A 17119-nucleotide genomic window follows, 5' to 3' on the forward strand; every position below is an offset into this window, starting at 1 on the left:
GGCGCGGTGCTTTTTCCCGCTACAGGCCCGCGTCGGGCGCGCCGCGCAGCAGCACCTGCTCCTGGCGCACCGGCGCGGGGCCGGAGGTCGCGGGGCGGCAGCCCTCGTCGATGGCGGTGCTGGAGGCGGCCCTCAGCGTGAGGCCGGCGTCCGTGCAGGCCACCGCCTCCGTGGGGAAGGCGACGGGGCAGGGCGTCCCGGAGACGCTGAAGCCGGTGGCGCGCGTCTCGCCCACGAAGCCCTCCGGCGTGCGTGTGAGGACGATGCCCACCGAGCCCGCGTCCGGGGACTCCATCCCGCCGTCCGCCCACGCGCGCACCACCGCGAGGGACAGGGTGCGGCCGTCGTCCTGGCCCAGGTAGCGGAAGGCCGGGTTCTGCGCGTGGTGGTAGTCCCCGGACAGGTCCTTCTCACAGCCGGGCGGCACGTGGATGGGCGGCGGCACGGAGGCCGTGGAGGTCTCCACCCGGGGTGGGGCCTTGCCCGGACAGGCCGCGAGCGAGAGGACACAGAGGCCAAGGGGGAGGGTGACGAGGGCGCGGTGCATGGGGGTCGGATATTCTCCCAACGCACGGCCCGGTGGGACGGTGTTTGCTTCCCCTGGGATGACTCTCTAACCTTCGGCCGACATGAGTCTTCGCCGCTTCGCCATCCTGTCGCTCGTCGCCACCCTGGCGCTGCCGTCCGCGGCGTTCGCCCAGGACATTGATGACCTCCTGGGCCCCTCGGAGACGAAGCCCACGACGCCCAAGGGCACCAGGCCCAAGACCGCGAAGCCGCCGAAGCCGACGGCCAAGCGCAAGACGCCGCCCAAGAAGGAGAAGCTGGGCACGCGCAAGGGCAAGACGGGCAAGAACGCCGCCACGGCCACCGTCGAGGACGCGGCCCCCGCGAAGGCCACGCTCGCGCTCAAGCTGGGCAGCAACGCGCGCGGCGCGAAGGTGACGGTGGACGGCCAGGAGGTGAACCCGCAGACGCCGCTGGAGCTGACGCCGGGGGAGCACACCGTCATCGCCCGCCGTCAGAACTACTCGGAGTTCAACCAGCAGGTGACGCTGTCGCCGGGCCTGACGACGGAGCTGGTCATCTCTCTGGACGCGGCCACGGGCTTCGCCACCCTGCGCGCGGACGTGCCCCGCGTGGTGGTGTTCGTGGACGGGACGCGCGTGGGCACCACCCCCATCGAGAACCACCCCCTGGCGCAGGGGCCGCACGAGATCGAGTTCCGCGGGCCGGGGCTCAAGGACGTGAAGAACATCAGCGTGCGCGCCGGCCAGCTCTACGTCGTGGAGGGGCGGCTGCGTCCGTCCTCGGACACCCCGGCGGCGGCGGTGGCGCAGGCGGAGGACGTGCCGCGCTCGACGGTGCTGGAGCCCTCGAAGCCCGCGTCGCCGGTGGAGCAGCCGGGCCTGGCGCTGGGCACCGAGCAGCCGCCGGAGGTGAAGGAGAGCACCAGCAAGGCCTGGTACCAGAAGTGGTACGTCTGGGTGGGCGTGGGCGTGGTGGCCGCCGCCGCGGGCGCTGGCGCCTACGCGGCGACCCGGGGCCCCGCGGCGCTCACCCCGAACGAGGTGTGCGGCGGGACGTGTGACGGCGACATCGGGTTCTCCGGCCTGCGCCCGGCGATGCCCGCGAACGGCGTGCGCTTCTGACGACGGGCGGGGCGGACGTGCTCGTCCGCCCCGGCTCTGGAAGTCCCGGGGCCGCTTCAGTGGCCCCGCAGGTCGTCCTCGGCGCGGCCGGCGCCGGGCTCCAGCCGCAGGAAGACGTTCGTCACTCGGCCCACGCCCCAGTAGTCCAGCGCGGTGGCGCGGAGGCGGAAGGGCTCGGACTCCGGCAGCAGGGCGGACAGGTCCACCTCGTTGGGCTCGAAGCTGAAGGCTCGCCGGCCCACGTTGTCCACCTGCTCGTTGCCAATGAAGACGCTGTCCGCGAAGCCCACGGCGGCGCGGCGCGACACCTTCCCCTTCGTGTCCAGCACCTCCAGCAGCAGGAAGTTGTCCACGGCGAAGCCCTGCGTGCAGGCCGCGTCCCCGCAGAGGCTCGCCTTGGCGCCGTCCAGCAGCAGTTGAGGCGACTCGCCGGTGGCGACGACGCGCGGCGTGCGCTCGCCCTCGCGGGTGTCCACCTCCACGTCCTCGCGCCGCTGCTCCAGGCGGGCCGTCTCACGCTCCGGCGTGGCGCTCAGCAACTGGACCGAGCGCGGTGCGGGCGGCGCGGCGGCGGTGGACGAGGGGACCTGCTTCGCGCAGGCCAGGAGGCTCAGCGCGGCGGCGGAGAGGGTCAACGTTCGCGAGTGGCGCACCCGGAGGCTTGTAGCGAGCGGCCCTGGACGGGGTCAATTAGCATGCCCCCATGCGGACCTTCCCCGGATGGTGGCTGCTGTGCGCGTTGGCCGCGGGCCCCGTGGCCGTGGCGGCACCTCCCGCCCCCGCCGCCCCCGCCGTTCCGGGGGTGGGCAGCGTGGCGCCGGAGGTGCAGTTGTGCCTCCAGCACCTGAAGCCGGAGGAGCGGGACCGGGCCGCGCGGGCGCTGGGGCCGCTGGAGTCCGTGCCGCTCTACCGCGTGCAACTGGAGGTGGAGCCGAAGGAGCGGCGCGTCTGGGGCAAGGTGCAGGTGGAGCTGGTGGCCAGGGGCCCCAGGCCGGTGACGGAGCTGTACCTGCGGCTGACGCCCAACACCCGCTCCCGCCAGGTGACGCTCTCCGGCGCGAAGCTCAACGGCAAGGCCGTGGCGCTGGAGCTGGGGCCGGAGCCCACGCTGCAGCGCGTCCCGGTCGAGCCGCCGGTGCCCCCGGGCGGCACGGTGTCGCTGGAGGTGTCGTTGAAGGGCACGGTGCCCCGGGCGGCGCCGGGCGCGGAGTCGCTGATGGGCGCGGGCGGGCTCCTGGGCGGCGGCGCGAAGGGGGGACCGGATGACCACGGGGCCTTCTCCGCCACGGCGGACGTGGTGAGCCTGGTGGGCGTGGTGCCGCAGGTGCCGCCGGTGGATGAGCAGGGGCAGCCGTGGGCCGGCCCGCAGGGCACGGGGGACCTGGCGCTGTACGAGCCCGCGCACGTGCTGGCCACGCTCACGGTGCCGTCGGGCTGGGCGGCGCACGCCACCGGGACCCCCATGGGCGCGGTGCCCGAGCGCGACGGCCGGGTGCGCTACAGCTTCGCGGCGGCGGCGGTGCGCGACTTCCCGGTGCTGGTGACGCGCGGCTACCAGTCCGCCACCGCCACGGTGAACGGCGTCACGGTGGAGAGCCACTTCGCGGCGCGGGACGAGGCGGTGGGCAAGCGCGTGCTCAAGTACGCGTCGCAGGCCCTGACGGAGTTCGAGAAGCGGCTGGGCCCGCTGCCCTACACCCACTTCCGCGTGGTGCAGGCGCCCCTGAGCGGCGGCGCGGGCGGCATGGAGTTCCCGGGGCTGGTGACGGTGGGCACGTCCCTCTACCGCGCGAAGCAGGACCCGCTGTCCCTGCTGGTGGGCATGCCCGGCATGGAGGCCTTCCAGGAGCTGCTGGACGCGCAGGGCGGCGCGGGGATGCTGGCGCAGGTGGGCTCGCAGGTGGGCGCGTCCCTGGAGCGCACGCTGGAGTTCACCGTGGCGCACGAGGTGGCGCACCAGTACTTCGCGGGGCTCGTGGGCTCGGACCCCATCCACGACCCGGTGGTGGACGAGTCCCTGGCGCAGTACGCGGCGCTCCTCTACATGGAGTGGGCCCACGGCCCGGAGGCCGCCGAGTCCCTGCGCAACGAGGCCCTGGTGATGCCCTACCAGTTCTTCCGCATGACGGGAGGCCGCGACGGCCGCGCGGACCGGCCCACGGGCGACTTCGACGGCGGCGAGCTGGAGTACGGCGCGCTCGTGTACGGCAAGGCGCCGCTGCTGCACCACGCGTCGCGCAAGCTGGTGGGGGACAGCGCCTTCTTCAAGGCCCTGCGCGCGTACGTGGACACGTACCGCTTCAAGTGGGCGTGCAAGGCGTGCTTCACGCAGGAGCTGGCGAAGGCGAGCCCCGCGAACGCGAAGGCGCTGACGCGGCTGCGCACCCGCTGGTGGGAGGAGGCCCACGGCGACGAGGACCTGGGGGCGGCGGACCTCCAGGGGCTGATGGAGGCCATGGGCGGCGGCATGGGCGGCGTGAAGCTGGACGCCCAGACACAGGAGCTGCTGGAACAGCTCCTGCCCCAGTTGATGGGGCAGTAGGACGCTTCAGTCGAACAGCGCCTGCACGAACTCGCGCGGCTCGAAGCGGCGCAGGTCGGCGATCTTCTCGCCCACGCCCACCCAGACCACGGGCAGCTTCAATTCGTCGCAGATGCCGATGATGACGCCGCCCTTGGCGGTGCCGTCCAGCTTGGTGAGCGCGATGGCGCTGACGCCCACGGCCTCGTGGAACTGCTTGGCCTGCTGGATGGCGTTCTGCCCGTTGGTGGAGTCCAGCACGAGCAGCACCTCATGGGGCGCGCCGGGCAGCGCCTTGTCCATCACGCGCTTGACCTTCTTGAGCTCCTCCATGAGCGGGGCCTTGGTGTGCAGCCGGCCCGCGGTGTCCGCGATGATGACGTCCGCGCCCTCCGCCTGGGCCTTCTTCACCGCCTCGAAGATGACGGCGCTCGGGTCGCCGTTCTCCGGGCCCTTCACCAGTTGGGCGCCCGCGCGCTCGGCCCACACGTCCAGTTGCTCCGTGGCGGCGGCGCGGAAGGTGTCACCCGCGGCGAGCACCACCTTCTTGCCCTGGCCGGTGAGCTGCGCGGCCAGCTTGCCGATGGTCGTCGTCTTCCCGGCGCCATTCACGCCCACCACCATCACCACGTGCGGCGGGCCACCGCCCTCCAGCGAGCGCGGCACGGGCAGGTCCACCATGCGTGCCACCTCGTCGCGGATGGCGCCCTTGATGCGCTCCGGGTCCTTCAGCTCCGCGCGCTTGAGCTTGTCGCGCGCCACCTCCACCAGGTGGTCCGCGGTGCGCACGCCGATGTCGGCGGTGAACAGAATCTCCTCCAGCTCCGACAGGACGGACTCGTCCATGGCGCGCTGGCCGCCGAACAGGCCGTTGAGGCGCGCCATGAAGCCCTGGTTCTTCGTGCGGTCCAGCCCCTGCGCCAGCGTGCGGCCGCCCTCGGCCTCCACCTTCGCGCGCGCGGCGGCCTCTTCGGCCTGACGGGCGGCCTCCGCCCGGGCGGCCTCCTGGGCGATGGCCTCGTCGCGCAGGCGCACCGCTTCGACCTGCTCCCGCTTGCGGCGCTCGCGCGTCTCGTCGTCGAGCGCCTTCTTGGCGCGGTACTCGACGCGCTTGGCCTCCTCCTCGCGCTCCTTGAGGGCGCGGACCTGCGCCTCCAGCCGGGCCTTCTCCGCCGGGTCCTTCGCGGCGTGGGCGGCGAACGAGGCCGTCTCGCGCTCCCGGCGCAGCTCGTCCATGCGCGCGTGGGCGTCATCCAGGTCGCGGCGCCGGGCGAGCTCCGCCTCGTTGGGCGGCAGCTCCACGCGCAGCTCGGGGCGCTCCGCGGGAAGCTGGGGCGCCTCCGCCTCGGGCTTCCTGGGGGCCTCCGGCACGCGCTTCCGGCCGAAGAGCTTGCGCGCCGCGACGAGCGCCAGGACGACGAAGACGGCCGCGCCGCCAATGCCGACAATCTCCCCGCCGGTGAGCCCGGTGTCCGGCGGGGTGCCCGTGCCCGGCTGCGTCGTCCCGCCGCCGGGAGTGGGGGCGGGGGAGGGGGCGGGGGGCACCTGCGCCAGGAGTGCGTCGAGGGGGCTAAGGGTCTTCATCGCCGCTCCGCATACACCAACACGCAGTTGGATGCAGCGCCCGTGGCCGGGTAGAACGGCCCTCCGTCATGCGCCTTCCGCCCCTGAACGTCCTGTTGACCGCCTCCGTCCTCCTGGGGACTTCCAGCGCCTGCATCGTGGAGGCCCCTGGCGGGGCCAGCGACCAGGAGCGCCGCGCGGCCACCGTCGCCCAGGTGCCCCCGCTGTCCATCCGCAGCGGCGCCAACCTGGGCGGCAAGGTGGAGGTGGTGGGCGCGTCCGTGCAGCCGGGCCGCATCCCCGCGGGGGACCAGGCCCGCGTCACCGTCTTCTTCAAGGTGCTTCAGCCGCTGGAGGAGGACTACCTCGTCTTCGTGCACGTGGAGGACGCGGACGGGCGCATGGAGCGCCTCAACGTGGACCACAAGCCCGCGGGCGGCCTGTACCCCACCACGCAGTGGAAGGTGGGGGAGACGGTGAAGGACGAGTTCGTCATCGCGCTGCCGCAAGGGGCGACGCCGCGCGCGCTGAACGTGTGGATGGGGTTCTGGGAGCCGCGCAACGACAGCCGGCTGCCCATCACCAACCCGCAGGCGGTGCGCAACGACGGCAAGGGGCGCCTGCTGCTGGCGCAGGTCCCCGTGGGCGGGTGACAGGGAAAAAAACCGGAGCGGCCCTGTAAGCCGGGTTCTGTCCCCACCCCTTTCGGGATGGGCGGCGAACATTCATCTAGGGCCCTGGTTGCCCAGGGACCTCATCAGCGAGCAACCCGAACGCATGGGACGGGCCATCCCTGTCCCCTTTCGGGGACGCGCTCCTATTGGCTCTTGCTCCAGGTGGGGTTTACCGTGCCGTCCGAGTCACCCCGGACGCGGTGCGCTCTTACCGCACCGTTTCACCCTTACCCGCCCCCTCGCGGGAACGGGCGGTCTGTTTTCTGTGGCACTTTCCTGCGAGTCGCCTCGACTGGCCGTTAGCCAGCACCCTGCCCTCTGGAGCCCGGACTTTCCTCCCGCCATCCATGCCTGCGATGGCCGGCGTTCACCCGGACCGCTCCGGCACTCCGGGGGATACAACAGCCAGCCCGGGCGGGTCCACCTTCAGGATGAGGCGGTGTCGTGCGTCCGCCTTCGCGAGAGGGGGGGCGGCATGGAAGCGGTCATCTTCACGGGCATCCAGGGGGCGGGGAAGAGCAGCTTCTACCGGGAGCGCTTCTTCGCCACGCACGTCCGCCTGAGCCTGGACATGCTCAAGACGCGGCACCGGGAGAAGGTGCTGCTGCGCGCGTGCCTGGAGGCGAAGCAGCCCTTCGTGGTGGACAACACCAACCCCACGGTGGCGGAGCGCTCCCGCTACATCGCCGCCGCGAAGCAGTTCGGCTTCCGCGTGGTGGGGCTCTACTTCCAGTCGAAGGTCGCGGACGCGCTCCTGCGGAATGATCAGCGCCCGGAGGCGCAGCGCGTGCCGCTGGTGGGCGTGCTCGGGACGTACAAGCGATTGCAGGTCCCCAATCCCGAGGAGGGCTTCGACGCGCTGTTCTTCGTCCGGCTGGGGCCGGACGGTTTCACCGTGGAGGAGTGGCAACGTGAAGTTCGATGAACTGGACGCGAAGATGCGCGTGTTCGAGACCGCGCACGACCTGTGCGTGCTGCCCGGCGTGTTCATGGTGGCGCGCATCGATGGACGCGGCTTCACGCGGCTGACGAAGGAGGTGCACGCCTTCGAGAGCCCCTTCGACGTGCGCTTCCGGGACCTGATGGTCGCGACGACCGGGCACCTGATGGACTGCGGCTTCCGGGTCGTCTACGGCTACACGCAGAGCGACGAGATCTCGCTGCTCTTCCACCCGGACGAGGACACCTTCGGGCGCAAGACGCGCAAGCTCAACTCCCTGCTCGCGGGCGAGGCGAGCGCGAAGTTCTCGCTGCTCCTGGGGGACCTGGGCGTGTTCGACTGCCGCATCTGCGAGCTGCCGAACGCGGCGCTCGTGCGCGACTACTTCCGCTGGCGCAGCGAGGACGCGGTGAGGAACGCGCTGAACGCGCACTGCTACTGGAGCCTGCGCCGCGAAGGGAAGAACGTGGCGGAGGCCACGGGCATGCTCAAGCGCCTGTCGGTGGCGGAGAAGAACGAGCTGCTCTTCCAGCGGGGCGTGAACTTCAACGACGTGCCGAGCTGGCAGAAGCGCGGGACGGGGCTCTACCGGGAGACGTACACGAAGGAGGCCCGCGACCCGAGGACGGGCGAGACGGTCCTCGCGGAGCGCCGCCGCCTCAAGGTGGACTACGAGCTGCCGATGAAGGATGCGTACGACGCCTTCATCCTGTCCCTGCTGGAGGGCGCGGGGCGATAATCCTCCGGATGACTTCGATCTCCTTCCGGGTCTGTTCGGGTGTCGTCCTCTTCGTGCTCATGGTGGGCTGTCGGAGCGCGAAAGAGGGCGGCATCCGTGTGGAGCCCGTGCCCCCGCCTGAGTCGGTGTGGCTGCCGGCCGGGCGCTTCGAGATGGGCTCACCGGCGGGCGAGCCGGACCGCGATGTGGACGAAGGGCCCCGGACGGAGATCGCGTTCGAGCGCTTCCGGATGGACGTGACGCCCGTGACGGCGCGGGCCTTCGCGGCGCGACGTGAGCAGGTGCGCGCGAAGGATCCGCAAGCGCGTTGGTGGACCGACGCGGAGACGCCGAACGGGTGGCTTGGCCGCTGCAACCTGGACTCCGCGCGCACGGAGCATCCCGTGAACTGCGTGGACTGGCGCGCCGCGCGGGCCTACTGCGAGCTCGTGGGGGGAGCGCTGCCCACGGAGGCGGAGTGGGAATACGCCGTGCGTGCCTCGACGACCTCCACCTTCTGGTGGGGAGCGTCGTTCGACGCGCAGCACGTGGTCGGCTCGGTGTCGTGCGGGGCGCGGGGTTGCCTCGGCGGCACGGCCCCGGTGGTCCAGTCCGGGCCGCGATGCAATGGCTGGGGGCTCTGCGACATGGCCGGGAACGTGTGGCAATGGACCTCCACCGGCTACCAGGAGCGGCTGGGCGAGGACGCGCCTCCGGATGCCTCTGGCATGCCGGAGAAGCCTGTCCACCGGGGAGGCGCCTGGCTCAATCACATCCCATCCCTGTTCCGGTCCGCCCACCGGGGCCTCGCCTATCCAAAGAATGGATTGACGGGAGTGGGGTTCCGCTGCGTGCACCGGCCCTGAGCGACTTGGCGTCGGTGTGCGGGGACACTCGGGGTGTCGCGGAGCCAATCATTGCCGTTGGGGCCGTATGTCCTGGATGGCAGTGGCCCCCGGGGTCGTGAGGCGCTGTCCTACCCGGGGCGGGGGATTGCGCGCGTTCGCCCGGGTGCCGCAGGATTCGCGCCCACGCGCCCGGGTGCCTTCGCGGCACGGCGCGGCGGTTTCGAGGGGGACGCACATGGTCATTTTCGGTTCGAGGCTCTACGGCAAGGTCGATGAGATTCCGGGCGTCGGCTACGTGGCGACGAAGTTCGGTCACATCAACTTCGTGCCGCTCATCCCGCTGGAGGGATGGCTCGTCGTCGCCGAGGAGGGCAATGGCTGGCGGGGAACGGCCATCTCCATGAGCGGCAAGTCCGTGCTCACGGCGTGGGCGCGCCTGCTGTTCCTGGTCGTGGGGATCATCTCGCTGCTCACCGGCATCTTCACCTTCGCCGGGAGTCATTCGGCGGATTCTGTCTTCAGCGGTCTGCTCGGCCTGGCCTGCATCGGCGGCCTCATCGCTTCGTACAGGTGGAGGTGGGTGACCCACGCGTCGCCGGAGCGCGCGATGGAGGTCGCCCGGGAGGCGGGGATCAGCGAGGAGGGATTGAGGCAGCTTCGCAACCTGTACGCCGCTCCGCAGGCCTCCACCGTCGCCGCGCCCGCGCAGCCGTGGACGCCGCCGGAGTCCTAGTCCGCCGCTCGCGGTCCTTCGCCGAAAGGCCTTGGGTTCTCCTCGCATGAGTCATGTCGTTGGCATCGATCTGGGCACCACGCACTCCCTGGTGGCCGCGCTCGACAGCGCGGGCCGTCCCAACCTCCTGACCAACCGGTTGGGGCAGCGCCTCACGCCGTCGGTGGTGGGGCTGGACGCGGAGGGCCGGCTCCACGTGGGCGAGTCCGCGCGAGCGCAGTTGCTCGTGCATCCGGAGCGCACCATCGCGGAGGTGAAGCGGCGCATGGGCCGCGACCTGCCGGTGACGCTCGGGGACCGGCGCTACAGCCCCACGGAGATCTCCGCGCTCATCCTGCGAGCGCTGCGCGAGGACGCCGAGCGGGCGCTGGGCGGCGCGGTGACGGAGGCCGTGGTCACGGTGCCCGCCTACTTCAGCGATGCGCAGCGACAGGCGACCAAGGACGCGGGGGAGCTGGCGGGGCTCAAGGTAGAGCGGCTGCTCAACGAGCCCACCGCCGCGGCGCTCGCGTACGGCGTGAACCACCTGGACGCCGAGCAGTACGTGCTGGTGTACGACCTGGGCGGCGGCACGTTCGACGTGTCGGTGCTGGAGATGTTCCAGGGCGTGCTGGACGTGAAGGCCTCCGCGGGCAACAACCAACTGGGAGGCAGTGACTTCGACCAGGCGCTGGCCGCGTGGCTGGGCGCGGAGTTCGAGCGCGCCCACGGCGTGTCGCTGGCCGGGAACCTGGCGGCGCAGGTGCGGCTCAAGGCCGCGGCGGAGGCCGCGAAGATCGCGCTCACATCCGTGGAGGCCACGCCGGTCATCGTGCCGTTCCTCGCGCCGGGCCGGGGAGGCACGCCCGCGTCGCTGGAGGTGGAGGTGACGCGCGCGAGGTTCGAGGCGCTGATCACCGGCCTGGTGCGCTCCACGCTCGATCCGATGGAGAGCGCGCTGAAGGACGCGAAGCTGGCGAAGAAGTCCATCGCGGAGGTGGTGCTGGTGGGCGGCAGCTCGCGCGTGCCGCTGGTGCGCCGGCTGGTCGCCGAATACTTCGGACGCGAGCCCCGCGACGGCGTGCACCCCGACGAGGCGGTGGCGCTGGGCGCCGCGCTGCAGGCGGGGCTGAAGACGGGCGCGGTGAGCGCCGCGCACGGCATCATGATCACCGACGTGTGTCCCTTCACGTTGGGCGTGGAGGTGCAGGCGACGGTGGGGCGCGAGCGGGTGGGCGGAGTGTTCTCGCCGCTCATCCCGCGCAACACGACGGTGCCGGTGTCGCGCACGGAGACCTTCGCCACGACGGCGGACGGGCAGCGCGCGGTGGAGATCCGCGTGTTCCAGGGCGAGGCGCGGCTGGTGAAGGACAACCTGCTGCTGGACGCGTACACGGTGGAGGGCGTACCGCCCGGTCGCGCGGGGACGGAGAAGGTCGCGGTCACGTTCACGTACGACATCAACGGCATCCTGGACGTGACGACGCGGGTGGTCTCCACGGGCAAGGAGGCCACGCTGGTGGTGGACAAGCGCTCGCAGCGCCTGGGACCGGAGCAGCGGCTGGAGGCCAAGGAGCGGCTGGCGCGTGAATGGGGCGCGGCCCCGGCGGCGCCGGTGTCCGCACCCGTGACCGCGCCTGTGTCGCCGGAGGCGGACGCGGATGCCTTGTTGAACGCGGCGACCGAACGGACCGCGACCGCGCCGGAGCATGTCCGTCCCCGGCTGGAGTCGCTGTGCAACGCCTTGCGCGAGGCCCGCGCGAAGGGCGACCGGGGTGCCGCGGCCCGTCTGGATGCCGAGCTCACGGACCTGCTGTTCGACCTGGGTTGAGCGCGCGTGCTCCTGACTGAGCTCAAGCGCGCGGTGGTGCTGCGTCCGGCCGAACCCTCGGCGCGGCTGGCATTGGCCGAAGCGCTGTTCCAGGAGCGTGACTTTCGCGGGTCCGCGGAGCACGCACGCAAGGCATTGGACCTGGGCGGAGGTGGGCCCGCGCGCCGCCTCCTGTGTGGAGCCCTGGCGCGCGACGGTAAACGGACGGAGGCGAGGACGCTGCTGGAGGCGGCCGTTCGCGAAGCGCCTCGCGATGCATCCCTGCGCGTGGAGTTGGTCACCTTCCTGGAGGAGGAACGGCCGGACGACGCGCTCGTGCATGCGTTCGAGGCCACCGAAGCCGCGCCCGGTGAGCTGGAGGCCTGGCGCGCCGTCATCCGTCTGTGCGAGCGCACGAACCGGCCTACCGAAGCCATGCCCGCGCTCAGGCGGGCCCGTCTCCTTGCACCGGAGGATCCCCGCCTCGCGGAGTCGGTGCTCGGGGCGCGAACGGCGCTCGGACTTCCGGCCAGCACCGCCATGCTGGACGCGCCTCCCCTGGAGCAGGCCTCGCAGGCGCTCAAGCTGCCCACGGCGCGTGCCGCGCTCTCCGAGGCGAAGCTCGACGCGGCCGTTGAAGCGCTCTCCCGGGGCGCGTTCGCGGAGGTGAAGCGGCAGCTCGTCATCGCACCCGCGGCGACCCGGGCCAGCGCCGCCGCGGCCCTGCTCCGCGCGGAGTTGCTGTGGCTGGAGGGACGGCCCGCCGCCCAGGTCGAAGAGGCCCGTCGCGCCGTGCTCGACATGGCGGGGGCACCGGGGGCCGCGGCGCTGCGCCTGGGGGACCTGCGGCTCGAAGCGGGTGCGCTGGACGCGGCACAAGCGCTCTACGCCCGAGCGGGTGCGAATGGAGAGTCCCTGGCGGCGGCGGGCCGCGACGCCGAAGTCGCCGAACGCCGCCGTCTGCTGGCGCGTGACCTGCCCGCGGTCGGGCGCGTGGGCGTGCTCGGCTGGCATCCCGGGGGCGGGCATGTCTCGCCGCTGGAGGCGGTGGCGGTCCCCGGGCGCGGCGTGCTGCGGTGCAGTGGCCGCGTGGGGCCCGAAGGTCAGGAGGCCGCGGACGTGGCCTTCAGCGTGGTGCGTGCGCGCGCTCCCGCGCTGAGCCTGGGGACGCTCACGACCCGTTACGACCTGCACCTGCACTACACGGACACGGAGGTCGGCAAGGACGGCCTGTCCTCCGGGCTCGCGCTCTCGCTGGCGGGCCTCTCCGCGTACACGCAGCGCCCGCTGCCCGCGCGGCTGGCCGTGACGGGCGAACTGACGCTGAACGGTGAAGTGCGACGGGTGGGCGGCGTGCACGAGAAGTTGGTGGCCGCGTACCTCGAAGGCATGCGCGTGGTGCTGCACCCGCGCCGCAACCTGGACGACGTGGCGGCGCTGCCGCCCGAAGTGTCCGGACGCCTGCGATTGATCGCGGTGGACAGCTTGGATGAGGCGTGGCGGCTCGTGAACGCGACCGCGAACACGCCAGGACTGGAGCGAAGGTGAACAACGAGCCCCGCCAGAACCCCTACGAGGTGCTGGGCGTCGAGAAGGACGCGGATGCGCGCGCCATAAAGAAGGCGTACTTCGAGCGCGTCCGGCAGAACCCGCCGGAGACGCATCCGGAGGAGTTCCGGCGCCTGCGCGAAGCGTACGAGCTGCTCTCCGACCCCGAGGCACGCCAGGCCTTCGACGCCAGCGCCGCGCAACAGGCGGACGGCCCGGAGGCGGCGAAGAACGCCGCGCTCCAGGAAGCCATCAGCCTGTTCGAGGCCGGCGACAAGGCCGGCGGCCGGAGGCTCCTCACCGAGCTGCTCAACGAGCAGCCGGACTTCCACGACGCGCGCATCCTGCTGGGCCGCCACTTCCTCTACGAGGGTGACGCCAAGGAGGCGCTGGCGGAGTTCGACGCCCTGCTCGCGCGGGCACCGGACCACTGGCAGGGGCACCTGCAACGGGGCTGGGCGCTGCTCCGGCTGGAGCAGATGAAGGAAGCCGCGGATGCCTTCTGGCGCGCGGGCAAGCACGGTCCATCGGAAGTGGGCCCTCGGGTGGCGCTGGCGGACTGCCTGGAGGCGATGGGGCAGGTGGCGGACTCGCTCAAGGTGCTCGAGCAGGCGCAGTCGCTGCCCGGCATCTCGCGGATGGACGTGCTCGCCCTCAAGGTGCGGCGCATCGCGACGATGCTGGAGTTCGGCCAGGACGCCGACGCCGCGAAGGAGCTGGAGCGGCTGGACGCCGAGCTGCCGGAGGACGCCGACCCCGAGCTGCGCCGGTGGACCGGAGGGCAGCTCTCCTCGGCCGCCGCGCACCTCTTCGCCCAGCAGAAGTCCAAGGGCGCGAACCAGTTGCTCGCGTTCGGCCGGCGGTTCAACCCGGAGAGCGCCACGGAGGTCGCGTATCCCACGCGCGTCATCCTGGACGTGGACGCCCTGCCGCCCGTCACCCGCGAATGGCTGCACGCGGAGGCCGAGCGGACCGACGGCTGGCGCGCCGTGATGACCTGGGTGATGCCGGCCATCCTCACGTTGGGCGCCGCCGCCGCCACGGCCTTCCTCCTGGCCTTCATCTCCTTCGGCATCTCCGAGCGCGATGTCTGGGATTGGGTCTGGTGCGCGGTCTTCGCGGCCGTCTTCTCCGGCGTCACCTGGGCCCTGGCGCGCAGGCTCCTGCGGGTGATGGCGAGCCCCTATGGGCGCTTCAACACCATCCATCCCCTGCACCTCATCCAGGTGGCCATCGACCGCATCACCGTGTGGCCGCTCGTGCACCTGCAGGACCTGCAGTTGGTGAACCGCCACGTCAACGGCGCCTACCAGTTCACGGCCATCGAGCTGCGCTTCAACGACAAGCGCATGACCCTGCCGGTGCACGGCCGTGAGAAGGCGGAGGCGCTGGCCCAGGAGCTGATTGCCCGGCGCCGCCGCGTCCTGGAGTTGCTGGGCCGGGGCATGCTGGACGCGGAGAGCGGGGTGGAGCACCTGCCTCCGGCGCTGCTGGCGCGCGCGGACACGAAGGGCCGCGTGCGAGCGGAGAACGCCCGCTCCGCCTGGCCCGGCGTGTTCGCCGCCGCGGGGGTGGGCGTGTTGCTGGTGGCCGGTGCCGTGTGGCCGCAGCGGCAGACCGCCTCGGCGCACGCCTGGACGCGCGTCGCGTCCCAGGGGGACCTGAGCTCCATGCTCAAGTACCTGCGCGAGCAGTCTGACTCCCGCTTCACCCCGCGGATCCAGGCCCGGGTGGACGCGGAGCTGGACAAGGCGCGCGCGCGGCTAGTGGAGCGGTTGGAGCCGGGCAGCGCCGCGGCGCCATCCCGCGAGTTCTTCGGAAGCCTGCTGGACGCCGTCCAACGCAAGCACAGCCGCCGCGTCAACGTGGAGTGGGAGGCGCCGGCCGGGACGCGGACGTCGGCTCGGGAGGACCCTTCGGACCTGCTCGTGAGCGCCTGGCAACGGACGGTGGATGAAGCGCTGGGGCAGGGCGTCCTCGTCGTGGACCAGGGGCGGGGGCTGCCGGTGAACGGACCGCCGGTGCTCACCCTGCGCGTGCGGGAGGCGCTGAGGCCCGGAGCGGGAGGCGCGTCGTCGCAGCGGGTCTGGTCGGTGGCCCAGGAAGGGCTCGGAGCGGATGCGCCGGCTCCGCCGCTGGAGTTGGTGGCCGACGCGGCGGATCCGCGTGCCCTGGAGGTCCTCTTCCGCGCGTGGGTGGACCGCTGGCACCTGCCCGGCGCGGGAAATCGCCGTCCGCTGTTGCTGACCGCTTCGACGCTCGTGCAGGAGGCCCGGCCGTGAGTGCACCTTCGACTTCTCCTCTCCGGGGCTGGTTGTTGCTGGGCGGCATCGGTGTCTGCGCGCTCGGCATCGCGGCCTCGACCCGGACTCTCAATACCGATGCGAAGGTGGTCTTCGTCAACGGGTTGGACGTGCCGGTCACGGTCACCGCGGGCCCCGCGCACTTCACGCTCGCGCCGAACGCTCACCACAGGTGGCAGTTGCCCATTGGCCCGTTGGAGGTGGACATCCAGGGGAAGCAGGGCCGGCTGGCGCAGGAGACGGTGTTCGTGACGGGCGAGGAAGGCCTCTTCGTCTACAACGTGCTGGGCGCCGCGCCGCTCTATACGACGACGGTCACCTACTCGGTGAACCAGAACTCCAAGCAGTCGGACGCCACGCCCCAGGTGCTGGCGGGCACGTCCTTCCGGCACGTGGGGCGTATCGATTACATGCTCACCGAGCCGCCAGAGCGCATCACCATGCGCAAGGAGGACGGCAGGTCCACCCTGCGCACCCATCTGGGGCGAGCGAAAGGGGGATGGAAGTCGAGCTACGGCTGGCTGATGGCCCTCCACCGCACGGCCGATGCGGCCCGCCTGGCGGAGGGGCTCTGGAAGGCCCTGCCGGAGACTCCGGAGGTGGAGTACGCGGCCAACGCCGCGAAGCTCCTGGCCGCGCGAGAGGAGGGGCTCCTCGCGTCGCTCGCCGCCGCGCGAGCCCAACGCGACGCGCATCCCGAGGACATGGACGTGCAGCGGCTGTGGATGCACGACATGCGCAGGGCCGACCGCATCGACGATGTCCGGGCCCATTACCAGGCCGCGGTGGAGCGCGAGCCCGGCTCGTTGCTCCTGGGCATCCTGCTCGCGCGCCTGGAGCCGGAGCCCTCGGGGACGGAGCGGCTGAAGGCGCTGATGCGCGAACATGCTGGGGAGCTGCTCCTCCGTCGGGCGCTGGCGGTGCGCCACACGCGTCAGCAGCGTTGGGCGGAGGCGCTCCCGTTGCTGGAGGCGATGGAGCAGGAGGACCCCGACTACGCGCGCTACCTGAGCACGCATGCGGAGACGCTGGTGGCCCTGGGCCGCCGCAAGGAGGCGGCGCGCAAGCTGTCGGAGCATCTGCTGCTGCAATCCCAGGACAAGGAGGACCGGCTGGACCTGGAGGACGTGCGGCTCTACGCGAGGGTGGTGGGGCACGCGTCACAGGAAGGTTCCGCGAACGAGGTGATGCGGCAGCTCGTCGAGAGCGCCCAGAAGGAGCGGCCGGAGGGAGTCGTGGCTGTGTGGCTCGAGGCTTCGCTCGGGCAGCAGGTGGACGCGGAGAAGCTGCGCGCGGTGCCTCCGGAGCATGGGCTCGCGGGCGCGGCGCGGGTGTTGATGGCGCTCGCCGAGGAGCCCGAGTTCGCGGCGAGGGCCGCCGCCAGCGTGGACTTCCTCGGCTTCCGCCAGCTCGACACGGAGACGGGCATCCTGTTGGCGGCGGAGTTCGAGAGGCTGGGGGACGCAGCGCTCGCGGTGAAGCTGCTGGACGTCTCCAACGCGGACCTGGGCTACGGCGAGCTGCAGGACGTGCTGAGCGGCAAGCTGCCGGTGGACGCCATCACGACGTTGGACTGGGGCGAGCGCGCCGCGCTGCACCTGGTGCTCGCGCGCCAGTTGGATGCCCGGGGCCAGGACTCCAAGGCGGCCTATGCGCTCGTGAAGAAGGAGGCGCTGTTGCCCGGCGCGGTGAGCATCGCGCTCCAGAACTGGGACCACCCCAAGCCGTCCCATACCGTGGCGGGGGACACGATGCCCTGATGCGGGCTGCATCCGCTCGTCGAAGCGTTGAGTGCTTGAACTTTTTGGGGCTACATGTGCTGGGCGCGCG

Annotated in this window: 14 protein-coding genes and 1 other RNA gene; 11 read left to right on the top strand and 4 right to left on the bottom strand. The window is 72.0% G+C overall.

What is annotated here, in order from left to right; all coding sequences use genetic code 11:
- Positions 1 to 19: 19 nt before the first annotated feature.
- Entirely contained in the window at positions 20 to 547 is a 528-nt protein-coding gene (locus K8612_RS01695) for a hypothetical protein (protein WP_223761036.1), read from the bottom strand.
- Between the two features lie 82 nt (positions 548 to 629).
- Here K8612_RS01695 and K8612_RS01700 point away from each other — a divergent pair, with 82 nt between their 5' ends.
- Positions 630 to 1652: a PEGA domain-containing protein gene (locus tag K8612_RS01700; protein ID WP_223761037.1), complete on the top strand. Its 1023-nt coding sequence runs from the start codon at positions 630 to 632 to the stop codon at positions 1650 to 1652.
- Between the two features lie 56 nt (positions 1653 to 1708).
- On the opposite strand, the gene K8612_RS01705 is transcribed toward K8612_RS01700, so the two are convergent.
- Positions 1709 to 2305: a hypothetical protein gene (locus K8612_RS01705; RefSeq protein WP_223739960.1), complete on the bottom strand. Its 597-nt coding sequence runs from the start codon at positions 2303 to 2305 to the stop codon at positions 1709 to 1711.
- Between the two features lie 50 nt (positions 2306 to 2355).
- On the opposite strand from K8612_RS01705, the gene K8612_RS01710 reads away from it, so the two are divergent.
- On the top strand, positions 2356 to 4194 hold the full coding sequence (locus K8612_RS01710; protein WP_223761038.1) for a M1 family aminopeptidase: 1839 nt from the start codon (positions 2356 to 2358) through the stop codon (positions 4192 to 4194).
- A 6-nt stretch (positions 4195 to 4200) separates the two neighbouring features.
- Here K8612_RS01710 and ftsY read toward each other — a convergent pair whose 3' ends face one another.
- Positions 4201 to 5757: a signal recognition particle-docking protein FtsY gene (ftsY, locus tag K8612_RS01715; protein WP_223761039.1), complete on the bottom strand. Its 1557-nt coding sequence runs from the start codon at positions 5755 to 5757 to the stop codon at positions 4201 to 4203.
- A 68-nt stretch (positions 5758 to 5825) separates the two neighbouring features.
- Between ftsY and K8612_RS01720 the strand changes: the two genes are divergently transcribed.
- Positions 5826 to 6389, top strand: coding sequence for a hypothetical protein (locus tag K8612_RS01720; protein WP_223739957.1), 564 nt, complete (start codon positions 5826 to 5828; stop codon positions 6387 to 6389).
- A gap of 10 nt (positions 6390 to 6399) precedes the next feature.
- Here K8612_RS01720 and rnpB read toward each other — a convergent pair.
- Positions 6400 to 6793, bottom strand: an RNA gene (gene rnpB, locus K8612_RS01725) — RNase P RNA component class A.
- Between the two features lie 92 nt (positions 6794 to 6885).
- On the opposite strand from rnpB, the gene K8612_RS01730 reads away from it, so the two are divergent.
- The 8 genes from K8612_RS01730 to K8612_RS01765 all read left to right on the top strand — a co-directional run bounded on the left by K8612_RS01730 (position 6886) and on the right by K8612_RS01765 (position 17049).
- On the top strand, positions 6886 to 7335 hold the full coding sequence (locus K8612_RS01730) for an AAA family ATPase (protein WP_223761040.1): 450 nt from the start codon (positions 6886 to 6888) through the stop codon (positions 7333 to 7335).
- Complete coding sequence (locus K8612_RS01735; protein WP_223761041.1) at positions 7322 to 8089, top strand: tRNA(His) guanylyltransferase Thg1 family protein; 768 nt, start codon at positions 7322 to 7324, stop codon at positions 8087 to 8089. The genes K8612_RS01730 and K8612_RS01735 overlap by 14 nt, the downstream gene beginning before the upstream one ends.
- Before the next feature lie 8 nt (positions 8090 to 8097).
- Positions 8098 to 8934 carry a formylglycine-generating enzyme family protein gene (locus K8612_RS01740; RefSeq protein ID WP_223761042.1) on the top strand — a complete coding sequence of 279 codons (837 nt, stop codon included), beginning with the start codon at positions 8098 to 8100 and terminating at the stop codon, positions 8932 to 8934.
- A 217-nt stretch (positions 8935 to 9151) separates the two neighbouring features.
- The gene (locus K8612_RS01745) at positions 9152 to 9649 is read left to right on the top strand and encodes a hypothetical protein (protein WP_223739953.1); all 498 of its coding nucleotides are present in this window, start codon (positions 9152 to 9154) and stop codon (positions 9647 to 9649) included.
- 46 nt (positions 9650 to 9695) lie between these two features.
- On the top strand, positions 9696 to 11459 hold the full coding sequence (locus tag K8612_RS01750; RefSeq protein ID WP_223761043.1) for an Hsp70 family protein: 1764 nt from the start codon (positions 9696 to 9698) through the stop codon (positions 11457 to 11459).
- A gap of 6 nt (positions 11460 to 11465) precedes the next feature.
- Positions 11466 to 12986 carry a S16 family serine protease gene (locus tag K8612_RS01755; protein WP_223761044.1) on the top strand — a complete coding sequence of 507 codons (1521 nt, stop codon included), beginning with the start codon at positions 11466 to 11468 and terminating at the stop codon, positions 12984 to 12986.
- Positions 12935 to 15268, top strand: a complete 2334-nt coding sequence (locus K8612_RS01760; protein ID WP_223761045.1) for a DnaJ domain-containing protein — start codon at positions 12935 to 12937, stop codon at positions 15266 to 15268. Before K8612_RS01755 ends, K8612_RS01760 begins: the two co-directional genes overlap by 52 nt.
- Positions 15265 to 17049, top strand: coding sequence for a hypothetical protein (locus K8612_RS01765; RefSeq protein ID WP_223761046.1), 1785 nt, complete (start codon positions 15265 to 15267; stop codon positions 17047 to 17049). The genes K8612_RS01760 and K8612_RS01765 overlap by 4 nt, the downstream gene beginning before the upstream one ends.
- Positions 17050 to 17119: the final 70 nt, after the last annotated feature.

The organism is Corallococcus sp. AS-1-6 (assembly GCF_020037015.1).
Taxonomy (GTDB): Bacteria; Myxococcota; Myxococcia; order Myxococcales; family Myxococcaceae; genus Corallococcus.